Source organism: Caulobacter sp. ALps2, from assembly GCF_058681635.1.
Map to the genome: position 1 here is coordinate 4557016 of NZ_CM178743.1, position 21457 is coordinate 4578472.

A 21457-nucleotide genomic window follows, 5' to 3' on the forward strand; every position below is an offset into this window, starting at 1 on the left:
TGCTGTTCTAGTCGGACGACCAGCGCCGCTCTTGGCGCGACCGGATCAGCAGCACTCTGGAAGACGAACAAATGCGCAAGATTTTGACTACGTTATGCGTGGCGGGCCTGCTCGGCGCCGTCGGCGCCGTCGGCGCCTCGGCTCAGTCCATGGCCGGGCACGACATGAAGGGCATGGATATGTCCAAGACCAGCATGAAGGGTCACGCTCAGATGGGCCGCGACGCCTTGAAGATGGACGAGATGCGGATGAGCAAAGCGATGATGGCGGCCAAGGCCGCCGACTTCGACGTGCTGTGGGCCAAGAAGATGATCGCTCATCACCAAGGCGCGATCGACATGAGCCAATCGCTGCTCAAGCACGGCGGCGACACCGAGGCTAAGCGCATGGCGCAGATGACCATCGACGAAAACACCAAGGCCAAGGCCGAATTGGAGGCTTTCGTCCGCAAGCACGGCGGATAGGCTGCCTGTAGAAACTGGCGCCGGCGCACCTTGCGCCGCGCGTCATTTTCGCGCGCGTTCCAGACTTGCGGGATAAAGGGGTTCTGCTGCGTATAGTCAGCGGGACACCTCCGGGGGCGAAGGACCGAGCATGACTCTGAACTTGGATGACTTGGTCGATCAGCTGGCGGCTCAGCCGCTGGACAGATCGCTGGACGGCCTGGAATGGGACGTGGCGCGCGGCATTGCCCGTCGACGCGCCGACCTCAAGACAGGGGCCGCCCTGGCGCCGATCCGGGTCGCATCGGTCGGTCTGGCGCTGGCGATGGGCGTCACCGCCGGCGGCTTGGCCGCGGCCAGCACCGTCTCCGCGCCACAGCAGTTCAGCACCTTTTCGGTCTCGGCTCATCTGGCGCCGTCCACCCTGCTCGAGGGTGATCAGTGAGCGTTACCCGCAGCATCATTCTGACATTAGTGCTTTCGACCCTGGCGGCGGCGATCGGCGCCTGGGGCGGCGGACAGTATGTCGTGCGCCGGATGCACCACGCCACGCCCCTGCATCAGTTGGTGCATGAGAAGCTCAACCTCACGCCGGATCAGGAACGGCGGATCGACGGGCTGGAGCGTGACTACGCGGCGCGCCGCAAGGTCCTTGAGGCCGAAATGCGCGCCGCCAACGCCGAGCTCGCCCAGGCCATTCAGGAGCAGCACAGCTATACGCCCAAGGTCCAGGCGGCCATCGACCGCTTCCACATGGCAATGGGCGCCCTGCAGAAGGAAAGCATCCAGCACGTTATCGCCATGCGCGCCGTGCTGACCCCGCAACAAGCCGCCCGTTTCGACGACACCGTCGTCAAGAACCTGACCGAACAGGCGCAGTGATCGCGGCGACGCCCACCGACGAAGCGCTCGCGGCGCAGGCCGCGAGGGGTGACGAGCGCGCGTTCGCGCAGCTGGTCGGCCGACACAAGGAAAGTCTCTACCGCCTGCTGCGGCGTTATACGGGCGATGCCGATGAGGCCTATGAAGCAGCCCACGAAGCGTTCATCGCGGCCTGGGCGGCTTTGGATCGGTATGACGCATCGCGCTCCTTCGGCTCCTGGCTGCGCACCATCGCCATCAACAAGGCGCGAGACCGCGGGCGGAAGATGGCCGTGCGCCGCTTCTTTTTCGGGTCCGTCGCGCCCGATGACGCCCTGGCCCAAGCCGTCGATCCCGGTGCGCTGGCCGACGACCAGCTGCGCCAACACCAGTCGATGGGTCTTCTCAACCAGGCGGTGGCGAAACTTCCCGACGCCCTGAAGGCGCCGCTCGTGCTGACCGCCTTCGAAGGCCTGTCACATCATGAAGCCGCCGCGATCCTGGGCGTCTCGCCCAAGTCCGTCGAGACCCGCGTCTATCGGGCGCGCAAAGCCCTGGCGGCGTCGTTGGATCCGGAAGCCTTTCGCGATCGCTAGCGCGACACCCCCTCGCCAGGGGTAAGCCGATGGGACACCGATTCCAGCGCCTGGATACCCGTTCCGAACCGCCCAATGGCCTCGCGATGCTTGTCCAGTTCGCCATAGGGCAGGTAGCGAACCGACAGATCCCCGATCCGGCTGAAGGCCGGCCGGGCGATCTGGGCGCGAACATCGACTTCCCGTTTGTCGGGGGCGACCAGGTAGAGCGCATGCAGGCTGCCGGCCGCGCCGCCGAGCGCCAGATCGAGCATCCGCACGATGCCCGAATAGATGGAGGTGCTGTGCTCGACTTCGAAGGCCGCGATGATCGTGTCCGGGTCCGACAGCCACAACACATCGATCAGCCGCACGGCGTCCGCGCCGGGCGCCGCTTCCAGCCGGCCACCCAGCCGCGTCAGACACCCCTCGCCCAGCTTGCCGCCCTCGTGCAGACGCCCTTGATCGTTCTGGGCGATGAACACCTTGTAGCCCAGGGCCAAGCCCAGATCGCGCAGCCAGCCCTGGACCTGGGTATGGGTGCGCTCGTCCTGTTCGACCCCGGGCTTAAGGGCCGCGGCTTCCCGAACCTTGGCCAGATCCTCGCGCCAAGACGCCAGGGCGGCGACGTCGTCCTGACGTGGCGGCGGCGCATAGAGACCCATGCCGATATCGAAGCAGAAGGCGGCGGCCGCGCCCAGATCGTTGGAGAGCAGATCTCGATGCTTGCTGTTGAAAGCGATCAAGCCTTGGCGCATGGCCAGGTACTGCTCCCAGCGCCCGAGCTTCACATTCGCCCCGAACAGGGCGTTGTAGCCGCGGACGATCGCGGTGTTGAACGGCGGGGCGATCGTCGGGTGCAGGAAGTAGAGGATGTTGGCGACGGCGGGTCCGAGCCCCTTGATCTGCAGGGCGTCGATCCGATGGATTTCGGCCAGGACATGCTCGGCGGTGTCGCAGCAGACGCAAGCGTCCAGCAGGCGCCCGAAGGCCCGCTGGTTGCCGGGATGCTCGTAGATGTCGGGAATGCGCAGCTTGGGCTTCCACAGGAAAGCGTGGTCGGCGCCCTTGAAGACCTGGCGCTGCTCGGCGATCGAGTGGACGACGGTCTCGAGCGAGGAGCCGCGATAGGCCACGCCGAACCGTCCCTCGGCGATCTCCTCGGCGACCTGCTGCACGCCGCGCCGGATAGAACGGAAGTTCTTGATCCGGTCTTCCCAGAGAAACCAGGTGCGATAAGCGCCGCGTGGATCGTCGCGCCAGCGCCGCAGAAGATCGCGCATCAAGTCGTCGGACAATCCAGCTCTCCCCGGCCGCACCCTTGGTCAATAGGCGGCGATGCCTTGCTTTCCAAGTCAAGAAGCGGGCAACCTCGACCGCTCATTCGCCGTTGTCGTGTCGATGGCTGGTTCCAATGAATTTGACCGGGTCGATATCCTTCCCATCATTGGAATCTTTATTCCGGCAGGAAGCACCGATGCTAATCCAACCGATCGACTACTTCCTGGCGGGCTGGTTTTCCGTCGCCGCGCTCTGCACGGTCTATGTCGCCGTCGACCAGTATCGCAACAACCCCGAGCCGGTTGTGATGAAGTGGGGTTTCATCCTGGTGACTCTTTATACGGGCCCCATCGGCCTGCTGCTGTACGTGCTGGCCGACAAGGAGCCCCGTCCCGGTGAGCACGAAGCCTTCGTCAAGCCGTTGTGGAAGCAGGGCGTCGGCTCGACCATCCACTGCATCGCCGGCGACGCTACGGGGATCATTCTGGCGGCGGTGATCACCGCGACCCTGGGCCTGCCGATGTGGCTGGACCTCCTGGTCGAATACGCCTTCGGTTTCGCGTTCGGCCTGTTCATCTTCCAGGCCCTGTTCATGAAGTCGATGATGGGCGGGACCTATTGGCAGAATGTCCGCCGCAGTTTCATTCCCGAACTGATCAGCATGAACTTCATGATGGCCGGCATGGCTCCGGTGATGAGCTTCCTGATGATGGGCCGCGACATGCGGGCCATGGTTCCGACCGAACTGATCTTCTGGGGCGTGATGAGCGTGGGCGTCATCGCCGGCTTCGCCCTGGCCTTTCCGTCCAATGTCTGGCTGGTCTCCAAGGCTCTCAAGCACGGCCTGATGACCGAGCGCAAATCGGGCGCGAAGTTCGACCTTGGGTCCCAGGCCAAGGCGAAGGCGACCGCCGACCCGCATGCCGGCCACAAGATGGCCAAGGCGATGGCCGGCGGCGAACATCCGGATCATGGCGCCCACGCGACCATGGCCCCCGACAGCCCCGGTATGGCGTCCGACGCCACCTCGGCCCAGATTGCCACGCTCGGCATCGTCTCGAGTCTGGCCCTGGTCGCGGGGATGATCGCACCCTGGAACTGGATCAACATGACACTGTCGGCCCACCAGGTCGGCGGCGCGATCATGCCGCCAGGCATGATCATGGATCGCGACACGCCGGCCGAGGCGATGATCGACATGGCGGCGGTCGATCCGCGTCAGGTCAAGGCGACCTACGGCGTGGAGGTGCGCGGAGCCCGCCCCCTGCCCTTCCGCCTGGAGAACGGCGTCAAGATTTTCGAATTGGAGACCTCGGTGTTCCGCTGGACGATCCTGCCGGGCGTCACGGTCGACGCCTATGGCTTCAACGGCCAGGTCCCGGGCCCGACCATCCGCTTCAACGAGGGCGACAAGGTTCGGATCGACGTGACCAATCGACTTCCAGAGTCCACCACTGTCCATTGGCATGGGTTGATCCTGCCCAATATCATGGACGGCCCGGCGATGATCACCCAGGCGCCGATCGAGAACGGCAAGGCCTATCGCTACGCCTTCACCGCGGTGCAGAGCGGCACCTACCTCTATCACTCGCACGACCATGTTGACCGCCAGCAGGGCCTTGGGCTTTACGGCGCGCTCATCATCGACCCCAAGACACCCGACCCCAGTCTAAGGGCCGACCACGAATATGTGCTGCAATTGCAGGAATGGCTGAAGCGCGAGGGCCTGACCTACCCGGCGATGCCCATGGACGGCGGCCAGCCCAACTTCTTCACCTTCAATGGCAAGGCGTTTCCGGCAACGGACACCATTCACATGAGGGTGGGCGAAACCCTCAAGGTCCGGATGATCGGCTCCAACAACGGTTTCATCCACCCGATTCACATCCACGGCGGTCCATTCGAGGTGGTGGCCCGCGACGGCGAGACCCTGCAGCCCTCGGCCCGCTTCAAGGCCGACACGATCAATATCGGACCTGGTCAGCGCTACGACGTCATCTGGACGGCGCTCAAGCCCGGAAAATGGCTGATCCACTGCCATATCGGCCACCACACGACCAACAACAACGTCGAGACCCAGGGCGGCGGCGGCCTGATGATGGTGATCGACGTCCGCTAGCCGCGGGCGTGGCGCCTGGCCTTTTCGCCCTGAAACCTTGGTCGGGGAGCCATCGGCGGTGAAGGAGGCCTGAACGCGTGGAACCATTGCGGACGCGGCGGCTTGGACTCTCGGAAGGACTCCCCTGGTCATGGCGAATTCCGGCGACACCCGCGCTATCCGTGGGCGGCTCCCCGTTCTTCGTAGCGCGCTCGCGGTCGCCGCCACGCTGGGGGCGGTGTTCCTGCTGTGCTGGAGCGGCGCGGCGATCGGATGGCTCAGCGCCAGCCACATGTACGTTGCGATTTTCACGGTGGAGCCCGCCGGATCGGTGGCGGCCCTGGCGACGGGCCTTTGCTGGTCGCTGGCTTTTGGGACCCTGGTCGGCGCGTTGCTCGCGCTGGCCTACAATGCGCTTTCGTTCCTGGAACGTTGATCGATCGCCCCTCCCATGCGGCTGACCACCAGCCCCCAGATCCCGGCGCAGCGTCGGCGAGCCCCCATCGCCTCGCCGCCCTGCTGCTGGGTGCTTGCGCGGCCTATCAACTGGCGATCGGCCTCTACTTCGCCATGCTCCGCCCGCCGCTCCTTGCGGAGGATCTTCGGTTCCTTGGGACGGCGTCCGGAGCGCTCACGGCGGCGGCGCCAAGGCTGGAGCGCTGGCTGCAGTTGGTGTTCGTCGTGCTGGGCGGGCAGATGGCGGCGGTGGGGGTGTTGACCGCGGCGCTTGCATTGCGCCTAAGCCGGAGCCATGCGCCTGATCGGCGCGAACTTGCTTTGCTTGGCGGCGCGGGCGCGCTGTCGGTGGGAACGATGAGCGTGGTGAACCTTGTCCTGGCGTCCGACTTCCGATGGCTGCTGATCCTTCCCGTCGCGACCTGGGCCGGCGCCATCGCCCTGGCCGCGCGCGACGCGGGCCGCCTGAACGAGCGCTGAGATGAACCGTCCCCCTGATCGCGACGCGGTGCTGAACAGGGAGTGTTTCTGCATCACGCTCGACAGCGCCGGCCTGCTGGCCGCGATCCAGGCGCAAGCGCCGGAGCCAGGCCTCGTCGCGACCCTGATGGCCGCGCGACCCAATCTGTTCTCCGGCGGACCGGTGTTCATCGCCAAGGGCGATCTGGCGGCGATGCTCGATATTGTCGGGGCCATCGAGGCGGCCGTCCAGGACCCCGCCTACCAAGCGGCGGTCCTGCGCTGGGCGCCGGCGATCGCGCGACAGGACTTTGGCCCGCGCGGGGTCTTCATGGGTTACGACTTTCACCTCGGCGCAGACGGGCCCAAGCTTATCGAGGTCAACACCAATGCGGGGGGCGCCTTCCTCAACGCCATGCTGGCGCGCGCGCAAAGAGCCTGCTGTCGCGAGGCGGACGATGCGATGCGTGGCGCGCCGCCAGGTCAATTCGACGCGATCGTCTGGGAGATGCTCCTGGCGGAGTGGCGGGCGCAGGGGCGCGTGGGACAGCCGCGAACCATCGCCATCGTCGATGATCGCCCCGCGGAGCAGTACCTGTTCCCTGAGTTTCTACTGGCGCAACGCTTCTTCGAGCGCCACGGCCTGGAGGCCTGGGTGGTCGATCCAGGGCAACTGCGCTTCGCCGATGGCCGGTTGGCGTTCGAGGGCCAGACGGTCGATCTTGTCTATAACCGCCTGGTGGACTTCGCCCTCAGCGAAAGCAGCCATCAACCGCTGCGAGAGGCCTATCTGGCGGGCGCCGTTGTCCTCACCCCCAACCCTCGCAACCACGCGCTCCTGGCCGACAAGCGCAACCTGACCCTGCTGTCGGATCCGGGCATGATGAGCGGGTGGGCGATCACGCCCGGTCAGCGGCAGAGCCTGAAGGCCGTGCCCGCGACCGTCATGATCACCGCGGACAATGCCGACCAACTCTGGGCGGCGCGCAAGCGCTACTTCTTCAAGCCGGCGGCGGGTTATGGGGGCAAGGCGGTCTATCGCGGCGACAAGGTCACGCGAGGCGTCTGGGAGGACATCCGGCAGGGCGGCTACATCGCCCAGGCCTTCGCCGCGCCGGGCGAGCGGCGGATCAGGATCGACGGCGAGACCAAGTCGCTGAAGCTGGACGTGCGCCTTTACACCTATGTCGGTTCGCCGCTCTTGGTGGCCGCGCGCGTCTACCAGGGACAGACCACCAACTTCAGGACGCCGGGCGGAGGCTTCGCGCCGGTTTTCGTCATCTGACGGCGGGCGCAGCAAGTCGTCTCCGCAGCGATCGTCCTGAACGCCGGCCGAAGTCGCGCCGGGCCTTTGATGCGGTCTAGGCGATTGAGCGGCCTGGGCTTGTCTTGGATCAAATCCCCAGCTGTGACGTTGCGGCATATACCCCGCGAAGGCGTCTCGCCCATTCTCCATTGCGCATATGGGCGCGCGTCCACACGATTTGCGAAGCCGTCGCGAGGCTAGATAGGGACGACATGACCCGCGCCCAGAGTCACGATCACGACCATGGGGCGCAGACGAGCGTATCGCCCCAAGCCGATCCGGCCATCGATCCCGTCTGCGGCATGACGGTCGATCCGCGCAAAACGCCCCACCATGTCGAGCATGGGAGCAGGACGGTTTCCTTCTGTTCGGCGGGCTGCCGCGACAAGTTCATCGCCAGCCCCGAGCGCTATCTGGCGACGGCCACGCAGGCCGCGCCCGCCGCGGCCGAAGGGACGATCTACACCTGTCCCATGCACCCGCAGATACGGCAGGTCGGCCCCGGCTCCTGCCCGATCTGCGGCATGACGCTCGAACCGGTGACGGTGACGGCGGACTCGGGACCAAGTCACGAACTCGACGACATGACCCGGCGGTTCTGGATCGGCCTGGCGCTCACCGTCCCGGTCTTCGCGCTGGAGATGGGCGGTCACCTCAGCGGCTTGATGATGTTGATGAGCCGCCAGACATCCAACTGGATCCAGCTGGCGCTGGGGACGCCTGTCGTGCTCTGGGCCGGCTGGCCCTTCTTCGTGCGCGGCTGGGCCTCACTGCGCACGCGCCAGCTCAATATGTTCACGCTCATTGCCATGGGCGTCGGCGTATCCTGGCTCTACAGCATGGTGGCGGTGCTGGCTCCCGGCGTCTTCCCGCCCGCTTTCCGCGACGCCGCGGGCGCTGTTCCGGTCTATTTCGAAGCGGCCGCCGTGATCACCGTGCTGGTGCTCTTGGGCCAGGTTCTTGAACTGCGAGCCCGCGAGCGGACCAGTGGGGCGATCAAGGCCCTGCTCAACCTTGCTCCCAAGACCGCGCGGCGCATCCGCGATGACGGGACCGACGAAGAGGTCACGCTCGACCTCGTCCTCGTGGCCGATCGACTGCGGGTCCGTCCGGGCGAGAGGGTGCCGGTGGATGGCGAGATCGTCGAGGGCCGCGTGTCGATCGACGAGTCCCTGGTGACGGGCGAGTCCATGCCGGTGACCAAGGAGCCGGGCGGCAAGGTCATCGCCGGCTCCATCAACAAGACCGGCTCCTTCGTGATGCGGGCCGAGAAGGTGGGCGCCGACACCTTGCTGTCGCGCATCGTGCAGATGGTCGCCGACGCGCAGCGCAGCCGCGCGCCGATCCAGCGGATGGCCGATCAGGTCTCCGGCTGGTTCGTGCCTGCCGTCATCGCCGTGGCGGCCGTCGCCTTCGCCGCCTGGGCGATCGTCGGGCCAGACCCCCGGCTGGCCTATGCCCTGGTCGCCGCCGTCTCGGTGCTGATCATCGCCTGCCCCTGCGCGCTGGGCTTGGCCACGCCGATGTCGATCATGGTCGGGGTGGGTCGGGGCGCGCAGGCCGGCGTGCTGATCAAGAACGCCGAAGCCCTCGAACGCTTCGAGAAGATCGACACCCTGGTGATCGACAAGACCGGCACCCTCACCGAGGGTCGGCCGGCCGTTACCGCCATCGAGACCGTGGCCGGCGTCGATGAAGGCGAGCTCCTGCGGCTGGCGGCCAGCTTGGAGCGCGGCAGCGAGCATCCCCTCGCCGACGCGGTGCTGCGCGCGGCCAAGGATCGCGGCCTGTCGCTGTCGGAGGCCGCCGACTTCGACTCGCCGGTCGGCCGGGGCGTGATCGGCGTGGTCGATGGCAAGAAGATCGTGCTCGGCGGCGCGCCGCTGATGGCCGAGCAGGGTGTCGACCTAACCGCGCTGCTGACGCAGGCCGAAGCCCTGCGCCAGGACGGGACGACCGCCGTCTTCGCGGCGATCGACGGACGCCTGGCCGGCGTGCTTGGGATCGCCGACCCGATCAAGCCGACCACGCCCGAGGCGGTGCGGGCCTTGCAGGCCGACGGCGTCCGGCTGGTGATGATGACCGGCGACAACCGCACCACGGCGCTGGCCGTCGCCAAGCGCCTAGGCATCGAGGATGTCGAAGCCGAGGTGCTGCCGCAGGACAAGGCCAAGGTCGTCCAGAAACTGCGCGCCGAGGGCCGCGTCGTGGCCATGGCCGGCGACGGCGTCAATGACGCCCCGGCGCTGGCCGCCGCCGATGTCGGCGTCGCCATGGGCGCCGGTTCGGACGTGGCCATCGAAAGCGCCGGGGTGACGTTGCTGAAGGGTGACCTGCAGGGCCTCGTCAGGGCGCGCCGCCTGTCGCGGATGGTGATGCGCAACATCCGCCAGAACCTGGTCTTCGCTTTCATCTACAATGTGGCCGGAGTCCCGATCGCCGCCGGGGCGCTCTATCCCATGTTTGGCTGGCTGCTTTCGCCGCAGATCGCCGCGGCGGCCATGGCGCTGTCGTCGGTCAGCGTGATCAGCAACGCCCTGCGGCTTCGGGTCGTGAAGCTCTGAGCCGAGGTGGACAGGGTCAGGGCTGCGGGCGCAAGCCCGCCAGGGTGACGGCGACGAGCCGCTGAACGGCGACCTTGGACGCAAGACGGCTGGCCGCCGTCAGGGCGTGCAGGCAATAGGTCGCAAGCTCATCCGGCGCGATGTCGTCGCGCAGCGCCCCGGTCTTCGCGCCCTCGATCACCAGATCGCGAATGAGGTCATGCAGTTGCTGGTGCGCCCGGACGACATGGTCGCCACGATGCAGCAGCGCCGCCAGCTCGCCATCATGGCGCTGATGGGAAATCAGCGCGAAGGCCTCAAGGACGGCTTGCAGCTTCTGGCCAGGATCGCCCGCCTGGTCGCGCACCGCGGCGAGCTGTCGAAGGTGGTGGCCGACCTGCCGTTCGTGCCAGGCCATCAGGATCGCTTGGATGTCGGGGAAATACTTGTAGAGCGTCGCGCGGCCGATACCGGTCTGCGCGGCGATCTTCGACATCGTCACCGACGCCAGCCCGTGCTCGGCGACCAGCGCCGCCGTAGTGTCCAGCGTCGCTTCGCGCACCGCCAGGCGATGCGTCTCGATCGTCTCGTCCCACAGCTTCGGCATCCGCCCAGCATAGGCGGCTCGACGACGATGTCCAAGGTCGAGACATTTTGACTTCATCGAGACACTATGTATTGATAAATGGCGGACGCACGCCCCCAGCCCCTCTCCTTCGTCGAGGACCAACATGGCCACCCCCTCTCCCGACACAGCCGGCGAGACCGACGACGCGTCCGGCCGCGCGCCGCCGCATCGCACGCCGGCCTGGGTGAGGGTCTTTCAGGTGGTCGGCGTCGTCCTCGTCCTGCTGTTCGTCGTCCTGCATCTCACCGGGCTGGCGCCGCGGCACGGCCTTGGCGGTTCGGGCCGAAACCCGTCCGCCGCCATGGATCACGGACCTCGACCGTCGTGATCATGTCGCCGGGTCTGCGCAAGCTGGCGCTCACCGTCCACGTCACCGCATCGGTCGGCCTGCTCGGCGCCATCGCCGCCTTCCTGGCGCTGTCCGTCGCCGGCCTGGCCGGCCGCGACCCTCAGATGGTGCGCGCCGCCTATCCGGCCATGGCTTTGATCGCCCGGCTGGTCGTTACGCCCCTGGCCCTGGCGGCCCTGGCCACCGGGCTCATCCAGTCGCTGGGCACCGCCTGGGGGCTGTTTCGCCACTACTGGGTCTTGATCAAGCTGCTGATGACCCTGTTCGCCACCGCCGTACTGCTGGTGAAGCTCGACTTGATCGACCAGGCCGCCCGTCTGGCCTCCGAGACGATCCTGGCCAGGGCGGATCTTCGCGCCGTGGGCATCCAGCTTCTCGTCCACGCCGCAGGCGGGCTGCTGGTGCTGCTCGTGCCCGCGGTGCTGTCGATCTACAAGCCGCAAGGCCTGACGCGATACGGCGCGCGTCGGCGGCACGCGCTGTTGCGCCGCTAGACGCGTCGGCGCCGCCAAGGCCGGAAGGCCGTCATCGGCCAGCGTCGAGACATGCCGCCCCAACCAGCCCCTACGTTCAAGCGCCCCGGCAAGGCAGGTTCCACAGTCCGGCGGACGGATCATCCGCCCGGAGACTTGCCATGCGCGCCGCCCTGACCCTGTTCTATGCGCCCGCCATGCTGCTGGGCTTCAACGGCCTGGCCATAGCCCTGGTCGCCATGGGCGCGCCGCTGTGGCTGCTGGCGCCGCTGCTTGTCATGGCGATCGGCGCCTCGTTCCTGGCCGAGCGCCTGGCGCCCTATGAAGCCGACTGGAACCGCGACCATCACGATCGCGGCCGCGACATCGCCCATGCCCTGGTCAACGAGGCGAGCAACAGCCTGGCCCTCGGCCTGATCCCCCTCCTGACGCTGATCTCGCCGTTCAAGGCCCTGTGGCCGGCGAACCTGCCGCTCGCGCTGCAGCTTCTCCTGGCCATTGTGGTCGCCGACGCCGGCATCACCCTGACCCACTACGCCAGCCACAAGATCGGCTGGCTGTGGCGCTTCCATGCCGTCCACCATTCGGCGAGCCGCCTCTACGGCCTCAATGGGCTGATGAAACATCCGGTGCATCAGGCCGTGGAAACCTCGATGGGGGTCGCGCCGCTGATCCTGATCGGCCTGCCACTGAACATCGGCGCCCTGCTGGCCTTCGCCGTGGCGATCCAGTTGCTCCTGCAGCATTCGAACGTCGACATGCGGATCGGGCCGCTGCGCCGCATCCTGGCGCTGGCGCCGGTGCATCGCTTCCACCACCAGAGCAGCGCTCGCCTGGGCAATGTCAATTTCGGCCTGTTCACGACGATCTGGGACCACCTGCTGGGAACGGCGGTCTTCGACGCCCAGCGCCGCTTTGCCTCGCGGGACCTGGGGATCGAGGAACGCCCCGACTATCCGTCTGGCTATGTCCGCCAACTCGTCGAACCGTTTCACCCGCAGACCGGGGCTCAGGATAGGCGCGACCCAGGCGCCAGCCGGGGCTTCGACAAGGCCTGACCGGCGGTCACGCCGAACATCGCTCGCAGGGTCCGGGCGTAATGGGACTGGTCGGCGAAGCCCGCGGCGTGGGCGGCGTCGGTCGCATCCGCCCCTTGCATCATGGCGACGGCCGCCAGGCGCAGCCGTCGCCACAAGACATACCGGCGGAACGGCAGTCCGAAGCTTTCGGAAAAGCGATGCCGGAACCGAGAGCTGGAAAGCCCGAACGCCGAGGCGGCGGTTTCGAGGCGCAGCAGCCCGAGCGGCGCGAGCCGATCGATCAGATCGGCGAGGCGTTCCGAACCAGGCGGCGGCCAGGGCGACGATCGCGCTTCTCCGTCGAGCCATGCGCGCCAGAAGCCCGCCTCGGGCGGGCCAATGATGGCGATCGTGTCCCGCGCCGCCCTGATGCTCTCAAGCAGCGGGGCGACGGCGGGCGCGCCGATCGCGCCCTGCTCCACGAACAGGATCTGGGCCTCCACGATGGGCAGGAGCGCGTGGCGGACAAGCGGATCGATCAGGATCACGGTCGCGCCATGCCGCTGGCCCTCGCCATCGACAACACACGCCCCCATCGGCGCGATCACGGCTTGCGCCGCCAGATGGCGATGCGGGGCGGCGTCGCCGGCCGCCCCGCGCCATGAGGCCCAGAGGTCGCCGACCACCAGCTCGCCTCGCCATGACGGCGGCTCATCTTCAAGCGGATCGGGGCCGTGCGGTCGCATCGCGGTCATCGTCACCTCGTTGCGCATCCTGGCCCCCGCGCCTCAGCAGTCAAGCGATACGCCCGCGTGCGAGGCAGGGCGATCGTCCGAAACTGGCTGGACTTAATCCCCTCCTGGGGGATAGGACATTTGCATGGCTCACGTCGTCCACGAAACCCATCCCGAGATCGTCAATCGGCTCAAGCGCGCCGAAGGACATCTGCGCAAGACCATCGCCATGATCGAGGCGGGCCGCACGTGCCTGGACCTGGCCCAGCAACTGCACGCCATCGAGAAGGCGGTCGCCGCCGCCAAAAAGACCTTGATCCACGACCATATCGATCACTGCCTGGCCCATGCGGCCGAAAATGATCCCAAGGGCGCGGCCAAGGCGATCGACGAACTCAAGACCATTACCAAGTACCTCTGAGGCGCCCATGACATCCCTCGCCGATCTCCTCGCGCAGGGCGCGGGGCATGCCTGGCTGTTCGTGCCCTCGGCCCTGCTGCTGGGCGCGTTGCACGGTCTTGAGCCGGGGCACTCCAAGACGATGATGGCCGCCTTCATCGTCGCGGTGCGCGGCACGGTCTGGCAGGCGATTCTGCTGGGGCTGTCAGCGACCGCCTCCCACACGGCGATCGTCTGGATCATCGGTCTGGCGGGCCTCTATTTTGGCCGCAACCTCGACCTCGACACGGCCGAGCCCTGGTTCCAACTGGCCTCGGCGGCGATCATCGTCGCCGTCGCGCTGTGGATGGTCTGGCGAACTTGGCGCGAAGGACGCGCCGCGGCCAACGAGCAGGACCACGATCATGGCCATGCTCATGACCACGACGACGAAGTCCGGCGGATCGACACCGGACACGGCGTCGTCGCCCTGGCGATCTTCGAGGATGGCGTGCCGCCCTGCTTCCGCATCACCGCAGAGCGCGGGCGCCCGCCGCGGGCCAGCGAACTGACCGTAACCACCACGCGGCCCGATGGCGCGGTCCAGACCTTCGCCTTCGCCGACAAGGGCGCTTTCCTGGAGTCGGTGGAGACGATCCCCGAGCCCCATGCGTTCGATGCGCGGCTGTCGATCGCCCATGGCTCGCACAGCCACGACTTCGACGTCGTCTTCGCCGAACACGACCATGGGCACGGCCATGACCATGGCGGCCTAGACGTCTCCGATCCTGGCTACCAGGACGCGCACGAGCGCGCCCACGCCAACGACATCAAGCAGCGCTTCGCCGGCCGCGACGTCACCACCGGCCAGATCCTCCTGTTTGGACTGACCGGCGGGCTGATCCCCTGCCCGGCCGCGATCACGGTCCTGTTGTTGTGCTTGCAGCTCAAACAGGTCGCGCTCGGCGCGACCCTGGTGCTGTGCTTCTCGATCGGCCTGGCCATCACCATGGTCACCGTCGGCGTGGTGGCCGCCTTGGGTATGCGCCATGCCGAAAAGCGGTTCGGGAGCGCTTTCGCGACCCTTGCCCGTCGCGCGCCCTACGCCTCTGGCGCGCTGATCACCATCGTCGGCTTGATCCTCGCCGTTCAGGCGGTTGGCGCGATCGTCACCTGACCGCGCGTCCACAGGTCGTAAGCTTGACCCCGCCCGAAGGGGCGGAGCCGGCGAAGGCCTTTTAGCCCGGACTCAGGCGGTCCGATCCCGATAGGCCAGCAATCGCAGCGCGTTGGCCACCACCAGCAAAGTCGATCCTTCGTGGAACACCACGGCCGCGCCGATCTTCAGGCCAAACAGCGTCGCCGGGATTAGCACCACAACCATGCCCAGGCTAACCCAGAGGTTCTGCTTGATGATCCGGCTGGTCTGCCGGCTGAGACCAACAGCGAAAGGCAGATGGCTCAGATCGTCGGCCATCAAGGCCACATCCGCCGTCTCCAGCGCCACGTCCGATCCCGCCGCGCCCATGGCGACGCCGACGGTCGCATTGGCCATGGCCGGCGCGTCGTTGACGCCGTCGCCGACCATGGCGACCTTGCCTTCCTGGGCTTTCAGCTCGCGGATGATGGCGACCTTGTCCGCGGGCATCAGCCCGCCGCGCGCCTCGTCCAGACCAAGCTCCTTGGCCACCGCGCTGGCGACGGTCTGGTTGTCGCCCGACAGCATGATGATGCGCTTGACGCCCAAGGTGCGAAGCCGCGCGATCACGCCCTTGGCGGCCGAACGCGGCGTGTCCATCAGGCCCAGGGCGCCCAGAAAGCGATCCCCGTGGCGCACGACCATCACCGTGCGCCCCTGCGCTTCCAGGTCTTCAGCCAAGGCGCGCATGGCCTCAGACAGGACCGGCGCATCCTTGCCGTCGAACAGGCCCGGCTTGCCGATCACGGCGTCCTGGCCTGACACCCGCGCCTGGACGCCCTTACCTGTCAGACTGCTGGCCCCGTCAGCGACAAGACGCGGATGATCCCCCAAACGCTCGCCGCCATCCCGAACCACCGCGGCGGCCAGCGGATGATCGCTGAGCGCTTCGACGGCCACGGCTACGGCGAGCAGTTCGCGCTCATCGACAGCCTCCAACGGGCGGACGTCCGTCACCCGGGGCTTGCCCTCGGTCAGGGTCCCGGTCTTGTCGAACGCCATGGCGTTCAGGGTGCCCAGGTTTTCGAGCGGGCCGCCGCCCTTGACCAGGACGCCGCCGCGTCCGGCCCGGGCCACACCGCTCAGAACGGCGCTGGGAACCGAGATCGCCAGAGCGCAGGGACTGGCGGCGACCAGCACCGCCATGCTGCGATAGAAGCTGACGCTGAACGGCTCGTCGATGACCAGGAAGGCCAGCATCAGGAGGCCGACCCCGATCAGGACCGATGGCACGAAGATGCGTTCGAACTTGTCGGTGAACTGCTGGGTCGGCGAGCGCTGGGCTTCGGCTTCCGCCACCATCTTGACGACCCGGGCCAGGGTGGTTTCGGACGCCTTACGCGCCACCCGGACATCGAGCGCGCCCGCCCCGTTGATCGTCCCGGCGAACACGCGGTGCTCGGCGCTGGCGCGCTCGAAGCTGATGGCGGGGTCGGCGACGGGGCGCTTGTCGACGGGCACGCTTTCGCCGGTGACCGGGGCCTGATCGACACTGCTCTGGCCGGCCACCACCACGCCGTCCGACGCGATCCGCTCATTGGGCCGGACCAAGACGATGTCGTCGATCTGCAGGTCTTCAACCGGCACCTCGACGACCGTGTCGCCGCGCCGGACGCTGGCGCGTTCCGGCGCCAGCTTGGCCAGGGCCTCAATGGCGCGGCGCGCGCGGCCCATCGCGAAATGCTCCAGTGCATGGCCAATGCTGAACAGGAACAGCAGCAGCGCGCCCTCGGCCCACTGTCCCAGGGCCGCGGCGCCGGCCGCGGCGACCAGCATCAGGCTGTCGATCTCGAACTGGCGCTTGCGAAGGTTCTCGATCGCCTCCTTCAGCGTGAAGAAGCCGCCCAGGCCGTAGGCGATCAGGAAGAAGGCCAGGGGCGCCAGGCCGGTCAGGCGCAGACTTATCAACCAGCCCGTGGCCAGGGCAACGCCCGAGCCGATCGCGAAGATCAGTTCGGTGCGCTCACCGAAGACGCCGCCATGCGCGTGGTCGTGACCGCCCGCTTCGCCGCCACCATCATGGTCGTGCTCGTGACCGGGCTTTTCGCCGTCTTCAGGGTGTGGCTTGGCGGTGGCCATGGGGTCGTCTCCGGCGTCAGGGTGCGGTTTGGCGGCGATGGCCGCCAAACCCAACGGTCGAGATGGCTTCAAGGCTCACCAAGCCCCTCGGCGGTATGAAAAAGTCTCGGCGTCAAAGTCGGATCTTTGGCAGGGCTAGCCGACGGGCGATGGCGGCGTCGAGCGCCCGCATGACCCCGCCATAGGTGCGCAGCAGACCCTTGCCGATCAGCCCTCTGAGCCGGCCATCGCATTGGACGCTATGGCTGATCTGCGTCCCGGCCCGCACCTGGGCGATCTCGAAGGTCTCCAGGAGCCGGATGCCAAACCCACCCATCCGCCAGGCGATCAGGCGGCCGGGCTCACTGACCACGACCTCGCCGGCCATCACGAAGGGCGCCGGGATCTTGCCGACCCAAATCCGAAAATCCAGCTGCCCGGGCCCGGCTTGCCTGGCCGCCGGCACGATGGTCAGGAACGGCGCCCAGGTTGCATAGGCCGGAAGATCGCTGATCAACTTGAACGCCATCTGCGGCTTGGCGGCGACGATCTGGCTGGTGGTCAGAATGAACGGATCAGCCTGCGCGACGGCGGTCATGAAACCGCCCGGACGGGGCTTGGCGGACCGCGGCGCAGGACCTCCACGCGCTCCAGCGTGACGAGGCCGATGTCGGGCAGGTCGTCCAAGGTCGCGACAAAGGCCCGCAAGGGCTCCTCCTCGTCGATGATCTCGATGACGATCGACTGGTCATCGTCGAGGATATGGCGGGTATGGGTATGGGCCGACTTGCCAAAGCCGATCAGGGCCTGAAGCACGGTCGCCCCGGCCAGCTTGGCGTCGCGGACGCGCGCGGCGATCACCTCGAAGACCCGGCGGTCGCCAAAATAGGTCGCCTCGTCTGTGTAGATCCTCAGCAGCATCATTGAAGGACTCATGGCGCTCTCCGGAAGGAACGCCCCGACGCCAAGCGGCGTCGGGGCGCAGGGCTAGTGGGCGGTCAGGGGTTCGGCGTCGTGCTCGACCTTGGTCGACCGGCCGCCGATGCGCAGGATCACCTGGCTGATGGCCGGCAGGACCAGCAGGGTCAGGGCCGTGGCGGTGATCAGGCCGCCGATGACGACGATGGCCAGGGGCTTTTGCACCTCGGCCCCCGTGCCATGGGCCAGGGCCATGGGCACGAAGCCGATGGCCGGAACCAGGCCCGTCATGATCACCGGCCTCACCCGCTCCATGGTCCCGTCGATGATCGCCTGGGTCAGTTCGACGCCGTCTTCAAGCCGCTGGCGCACGCTGCTCATGACCACCAGGCCATTGAGCACCGCCACGCCCGACAGGCAGATGAAGCCCACCGCCGCCGAAACCGAGAACGCGATCCCGGTCAGGCCCAGGGCGAAGACGCCCCCGGCCAGGCCCAAGGGCACGGCGGTGAACACCGCCAGGGCCCGGCCGATCCCGCCCAACGCCATGTAGAGAATGGCGAAGATCAGGGCGAAGCACAGCGGCACGACGATGGCCAAGCGATCGGAAGCGGCCTTCAGGTTCTGGAACTGCCCCCCCCATTCGAGCCAGGCCCCGGACGGCAGGACCACCGCCTCGACCTTGCCGGTGGCCTCGGCCACGAACGAGCCGACGTCGCGGCCTCGAACATTGGCCTGGATCACCACCCGCCGCTTGCCGTTCTCGCGGCTGATCTGGTTGAGACCATCGGCGAACTTGAACTGGGCGACCGCGCGAAGCGGCACGGAGCCGCGCGCGTGACCGCCTTCTTCGGGTAGCATCACCGGCATGGCGCCCAGGACGTCCAAGTCGTTGCGGGTGGCGGCCGGGACGCGGACGACGACGGCGAAACGCCGATCGCCTTCGAACACCAGGCCCGCCTCGCGACCGCCCAGGGCGGCGGCGACGGTGTCGGCCACATCCTCGACGGTCAGGCCAAAGCGGGCGATGGCCGCGCGGTCGAACTGAACGTCGAGAGTCGGGGCCCCGTCGGTCTGTTCAACCCGGACGTCGGCGGCGCCAGGGGTTGCTTGCAGAGCCGCGCCGATCTTGGCGGCCGCGGCGCTCATCTCCTCCAGATCATCGCCATAGAGCTTGATGGCGACATCGCCGCGCACCCCGGCGATCAGTTCGTTAAACCGCATCTGGATCGGCTGGGTCAGCTCGAAGCTGTTGCCGACCAGGCCGTCGAGCTTGGCCTGCACCCGTTCCAGGATATCGGCCTTGCTGTCGACGCCCTTGGGCCAATCCTTCTCGGGCTTGAGGATCACGAAGCCATCGGAGATGTTGGGCGGCATCGGATCGGTGGCGACCTCGGCGGTGCCGGTCTTGGAGAACATCCGCTCCACTTCCGGCAGGCTGGTGATCGCCTGCTCGACCTTTCTTTGCATCGCTAGCGACTGCTCCAAGGAGGTCGATGGAATGCGCTGCGAGGACAGGGCGATGTTCTTCTCGTCCAGTTGCGGAATGAACTCCTGACCCAGGAAGGTGAAGACCACGCCGGCCATGGCGAAGATGCCCACGCCGGCGGCGATGAACGGCCAGGGCCGAGCGACCGAGCGGCGCAGGACCGGCTCGTAGACCTTTTTGATCCAGGCGACGACCGGGACGTCCTTCTCGGCGACCTTGCCCCGGATCAGCAGGGCGATCATGGCCGGCACGAAGGTGAGGGACAGCACGAAGGCGCTGGCCAGGGCCAGCATCAGGGTGATGGCCATCGGCGAGAAGGTCTTGCCCTCCACGCCCGTGAAGGTCAGCAGCGGCGCGAACACCAGGAAGATGATCGCCTGACCGTAGACGGTCGGACGGATCATTTCCTGCGAGGCCAGGACGGTTTCCTGCAGGCGTTCGCGCAGGGTCAGCAGCCGGCCCTCGTGGTGCTGGCGCTCGGCCAGGCGCCGCAGGCAGTTTTCGATGATGATCACCGTGCCATCGACGATCAGGCCAAAGTCCAGCGCCCCCAGGCTCATCAGATTGCCCGAGACCTTCAGGCCGTTCATGCCAATGGCGGTCATCAGGAACGAGAACGGGATGATCAGCACCGCGATCAGGGCGGCGCGGACATTGCCCAGAAGCAGGAACAGGGCCGCGGCGACCAGGATCGCGCCTTCGAGTAGGTTGCGCTCGACGGTGGAGACGGTGGCGTTGACCAGCTTGGAGCGATCCAGGGTCGGGGTGACGATGATCCCCGGCGGCAGAGACTTCTCGACCTGGGCGAGTTTATCGCCGACCGCCTTGGCGACGGTGCGGCTGTTTTCGCCGATCAGCATCAAGGAAGTGCCGATCACCACCTCGTGGCCGTTCATGCTGGCCGCGCCGGTGCGAAGCTCGCCGCCCAGCTTGACGGCGGCGACGTCCTTGACCGCGACGGCGACGCCGCCACGCGTGGCGATAATCGCGTTGGCGATCTCGTCGATGCTTCGGATCCGGGCGTCGGCGCGAACGAGATAGGCCTCGCCCGCCCGCTCGACGAAGTTGGCGCCGACCGAGAGATTGGCCGCCTCCAGCGCCTTGGCCAGTTCGGAGAACGAGACGCCATAGGCGGCTAGCTTCACGGGATCGGGTTCGACCACGTACTGCTTTTCAAAACCGCCGATGGTGTCGATGCCGGCGACGCCGGACACGCCGCGCAGCTGGGGACTGATGATCCAGTCCTGGACGGTGCGCAGGTAGGCCGCGCGGGAAACATCGTCGTTCAGCCGAGCGCCATCAGGCGTCAGGAACGACCCGTCGCTTTGCCAGCCCGGCTTGCCGTTCTGGATCTTCGCGCCGCGACCGCCGGGATTGGCGAAATCGATGGCGTACATGAAGACTTCGCCCAGACCGGTGGTGACCGGGCCGATCTGCGGCTGGACCCCTTCGGGCAGGCTGTCGCGGGCCTGGGCCAAGCGTTCATTGACCTGCTGGCGCGCGAAGTAGAGGTCGACGTTCTCCTTGAAAACGGCGGTGACCTGGGAAAAGCCGTTGCGCGAGATCGACCGGGTGGTCTCAAGACCCGGAATGCCGGCCAAGGCCGTCTCGACCGGGAAGGTCACGCGTTTTTCGATCTCGATGGGCGAGAGCGACGGGTCGCTGGTGTTGATCTGCACCTGCTTGTTGGTGATGTCGGGCACGGCGTCGATCGGCAGCTTGGTCAACTGCCAGGCACCCAGAACAGAGATGCCCAGGACGACGAACAGCACGGCCCAGCGGGCGCGCACCGAGAAAGAGAGAAGCTTGGCGATCATCGGCCCGCCTCCATCGCGCGATGGTCAGCCAAGTGATGACTGACCACGATCCGGGCGACATCCGAGGCCGCCACATCCAAGCGCACGGCGTAGCCGGCCGGGTGGGATCCGCGTCCGCCGTTCAGAAGACCGTTCCATCGCGTCGTGCGATGCGCGATCAGCACACCGGTCGCCGCATAGGCGTCGACATCGAGATGGCCACCGGCCACGACGACCGTCGCGCTGCCGCGACGCACCTGGCCGGCGACGAGCAGACCTTTTGGGTCCGGATTGGCGTGGGCCCAGAGAATTTTGAGTCGCGGGCTGGATCGAGTTTCGATCACAGGCCCGGCGACCGCCGCGGGCGGCGGCGGGAGGTTCATCGACGCCATGA

The 21457-nt window shown here is 67.1% G+C and carries 22 protein-coding genes; 14 read left to right on the top strand and 8 right to left on the bottom strand.

The window, feature by feature from the left end; all coding sequences use genetic code 11:
- The first annotated feature begins 71 nt into the window (after window positions 1–71).
- From ACW173_RS21375 to ACW173_RS21390, 4 genes are all read left to right on the top strand, one after another.
- Window positions 72–464: a DUF305 domain-containing protein gene (locus tag ACW173_RS21375; protein ID WP_012286348.1), complete on the top strand. Its 393-nt coding sequence runs from the start codon at window positions 72–74 to the stop codon at window positions 462–464.
- Window positions 465–594: 130 nt separating this feature from the next.
- Window positions 595–888: a hypothetical protein gene (locus ACW173_RS21380; protein ID WP_012286347.1), complete on the top strand. Its 294-nt coding sequence runs from the start codon at window positions 595–597 to the stop codon at window positions 886–888.
- The gene (locus tag ACW173_RS21385) at window positions 885–1325 is read left to right on the top strand and encodes a Spy/CpxP family protein refolding chaperone (RefSeq protein WP_012286346.1); all 441 of its coding nucleotides are present in this window, start codon (window positions 885–887) and stop codon (window positions 1323–1325) included. Before ACW173_RS21380 ends, ACW173_RS21385 begins: the two co-directional genes overlap by 4 nt.
- Entirely contained in the window at window positions 1322–1900 is a 579-nt protein-coding gene (locus tag ACW173_RS21390) for an RNA polymerase sigma factor (protein ID WP_012286345.1), read from the top strand. The genes ACW173_RS21385 and ACW173_RS21390 overlap by 4 nt, the downstream gene beginning before the upstream one ends.
- Here the strand turns inward: ACW173_RS21390 and ACW173_RS21395 are convergent.
- The gene (locus ACW173_RS21395) at window positions 1897–3177 is read right to left on the bottom strand and encodes a type II restriction enzyme NmeDI-related protein (protein WP_012286344.1); all 1281 of its coding nucleotides are present in this window, start codon (window positions 3175–3177) and stop codon (window positions 1897–1899) included. The genes ACW173_RS21390 and ACW173_RS21395 overlap by 4 nt on opposite strands.
- Window positions 3178–3356: 179 nt before the next feature.
- Here ACW173_RS21395 and ACW173_RS21400 point away from each other — a divergent pair, with 179 nt between their 5' ends.
- The 5 genes from ACW173_RS21400 (at window position 3357) to ACW173_RS21420 (ending at window position 10043) form a co-directional block, all read left to right on the top strand.
- Window positions 3357–5279 (top strand): multicopper oxidase domain-containing protein, encoded by a 1923-nt coding sequence (locus ACW173_RS21400; protein ID WP_492082050.1) that lies wholly within the window; start codon window positions 3357–3359, stop codon window positions 5277–5279.
- Between the two features lie 130 nt (window positions 5280–5409).
- Complete coding sequence (locus ACW173_RS21405; RefSeq protein ID WP_143324385.1) at window positions 5410–5694, top strand: hypothetical protein; 285 nt, start codon at window positions 5410–5412, stop codon at window positions 5692–5694.
- Entirely contained in the window at window positions 5691–6194 is a 504-nt protein-coding gene (locus ACW173_RS21410; protein WP_492082051.1) for a hypothetical protein, read from the top strand. Before ACW173_RS21405 ends, ACW173_RS21410 begins: the two co-directional genes overlap by 4 nt.
- Window position 6195: 1 nt before the next feature.
- Window positions 6196–7458 carry an ATP-grasp domain-containing protein gene (locus tag ACW173_RS21415; RefSeq protein ID WP_492082052.1) on the top strand — a complete coding sequence of 421 codons (1263 nt, stop codon included), beginning with the start codon at window positions 6196–6198 and terminating at the stop codon, window positions 7456–7458.
- A gap of 233 nt (window positions 7459–7691) precedes the next feature.
- Window positions 7692–10043: a heavy metal translocating P-type ATPase gene (locus tag ACW173_RS21420; RefSeq protein ID WP_492082053.1), complete on the top strand. Its 2352-nt coding sequence runs from the start codon at window positions 7692–7694 to the stop codon at window positions 10041–10043.
- 16 nt (window positions 10044–10059) lie between these two features.
- Here ACW173_RS21420 and ACW173_RS21425 read toward each other — a convergent pair whose 3' ends face one another.
- Window positions 10060–10629, bottom strand: a complete 570-nt coding sequence (locus ACW173_RS21425; RefSeq protein ID WP_492082054.1) for a TetR/AcrR family transcriptional regulator — start codon at window positions 10627–10629, stop codon at window positions 10060–10062.
- 124 nt (window positions 10630–10753) lie between these two features.
- Between ACW173_RS21425 and ACW173_RS21430 the strand changes: the two genes are divergently transcribed.
- The 3 genes from ACW173_RS21430 (at window position 10754) to ACW173_RS21440 (ending at window position 12530) form a co-directional block, all read left to right on the top strand.
- Complete coding sequence (locus ACW173_RS21430) at window positions 10754–10978, top strand: hypothetical protein (protein ID WP_492082055.1); 225 nt, start codon at window positions 10754–10756, stop codon at window positions 10976–10978.
- Between the two features lie 2 nt (window positions 10979–10980).
- Window positions 10981–11493 carry a hypothetical protein gene (locus ACW173_RS21435; protein ID WP_492082056.1) on the top strand — a complete coding sequence of 171 codons (513 nt, stop codon included), beginning with the start codon at window positions 10981–10983 and terminating at the stop codon, window positions 11491–11493.
- Between the two features lie 140 nt (window positions 11494–11633).
- Entirely contained in the window at window positions 11634–12530 is an 897-nt protein-coding gene (locus ACW173_RS21440) for a sterol desaturase family protein (RefSeq protein WP_492082057.1), read from the top strand.
- Here ACW173_RS21440 and ACW173_RS21445 read toward each other — a convergent pair.
- A complete protein-coding gene (locus ACW173_RS21445) occupies window positions 12482–13264 on the bottom strand; it encodes a helix-turn-helix domain-containing protein (RefSeq protein WP_199170593.1) in 783 nt (260 codons plus the stop codon). The two genes, ACW173_RS21440 and ACW173_RS21445, sit on opposite strands and share 49 nt — an antisense overlap.
- Window positions 13265–13370: 106 nt before the next feature.
- Between ACW173_RS21445 and ACW173_RS21450 the strand changes: the two genes are divergently transcribed.
- Complete coding sequence (locus tag ACW173_RS21450; protein WP_099578376.1) at window positions 13371–13646, top strand: metal-sensing transcriptional repressor; 276 nt, start codon at window positions 13371–13373, stop codon at window positions 13644–13646.
- A 7-nt stretch (window positions 13647–13653) separates the two neighbouring features.
- The gene (locus ACW173_RS21455) at window positions 13654–14781 is read left to right on the top strand and encodes a nickel/cobalt efflux transporter (protein ID WP_492082058.1); all 1128 of its coding nucleotides are present in this window, start codon (window positions 13654–13656) and stop codon (window positions 14779–14781) included.
- A 72-nt stretch (window positions 14782–14853) separates the two neighbouring features.
- On the opposite strand, the gene ACW173_RS21460 is transcribed toward ACW173_RS21455, so the two are convergent.
- The 5 genes from ACW173_RS21460 to ACW173_RS21480 form a co-directional block, all read right to left on the bottom strand.
- Window positions 14854–16881, bottom strand: a complete 2028-nt coding sequence (locus tag ACW173_RS21460) for a heavy metal translocating P-type ATPase (RefSeq protein WP_492082059.1) — start codon at window positions 16879–16881, stop codon at window positions 14854–14856.
- A gap of 112 nt (window positions 16882–16993) precedes the next feature.
- Window positions 16994–17458, bottom strand: a complete 465-nt coding sequence (locus tag ACW173_RS21465; protein ID WP_099578383.1) for an SRPBCC family protein — start codon at window positions 17456–17458, stop codon at window positions 16994–16996.
- The gene (locus ACW173_RS21470; RefSeq protein ID WP_099578385.1) at window positions 17455–17796 is read right to left on the bottom strand and encodes a DUF190 domain-containing protein; all 342 of its coding nucleotides are present in this window, start codon (window positions 17794–17796) and stop codon (window positions 17455–17457) included. Before ACW173_RS21470 ends, ACW173_RS21465 begins: the two co-directional genes overlap by 4 nt.
- Window positions 17797–17847: 51 nt before the next feature.
- Window positions 17848–21084, bottom strand: coding sequence for a CusA/CzcA family heavy metal efflux RND transporter (locus ACW173_RS21475; RefSeq protein ID WP_492082060.1), 3237 nt, complete (start codon window positions 21082–21084; stop codon window positions 17848–17850).
- On the bottom strand, window positions 21081–21455 hold the full coding sequence (locus ACW173_RS21480) for a hypothetical protein (RefSeq protein WP_099578389.1): 375 nt from the start codon (window positions 21453–21455) through the stop codon (window positions 21081–21083). Before ACW173_RS21480 ends, ACW173_RS21475 begins: the two co-directional genes overlap by 4 nt.
- Window positions 21456–21457: the final 2 nt, after the last annotated feature.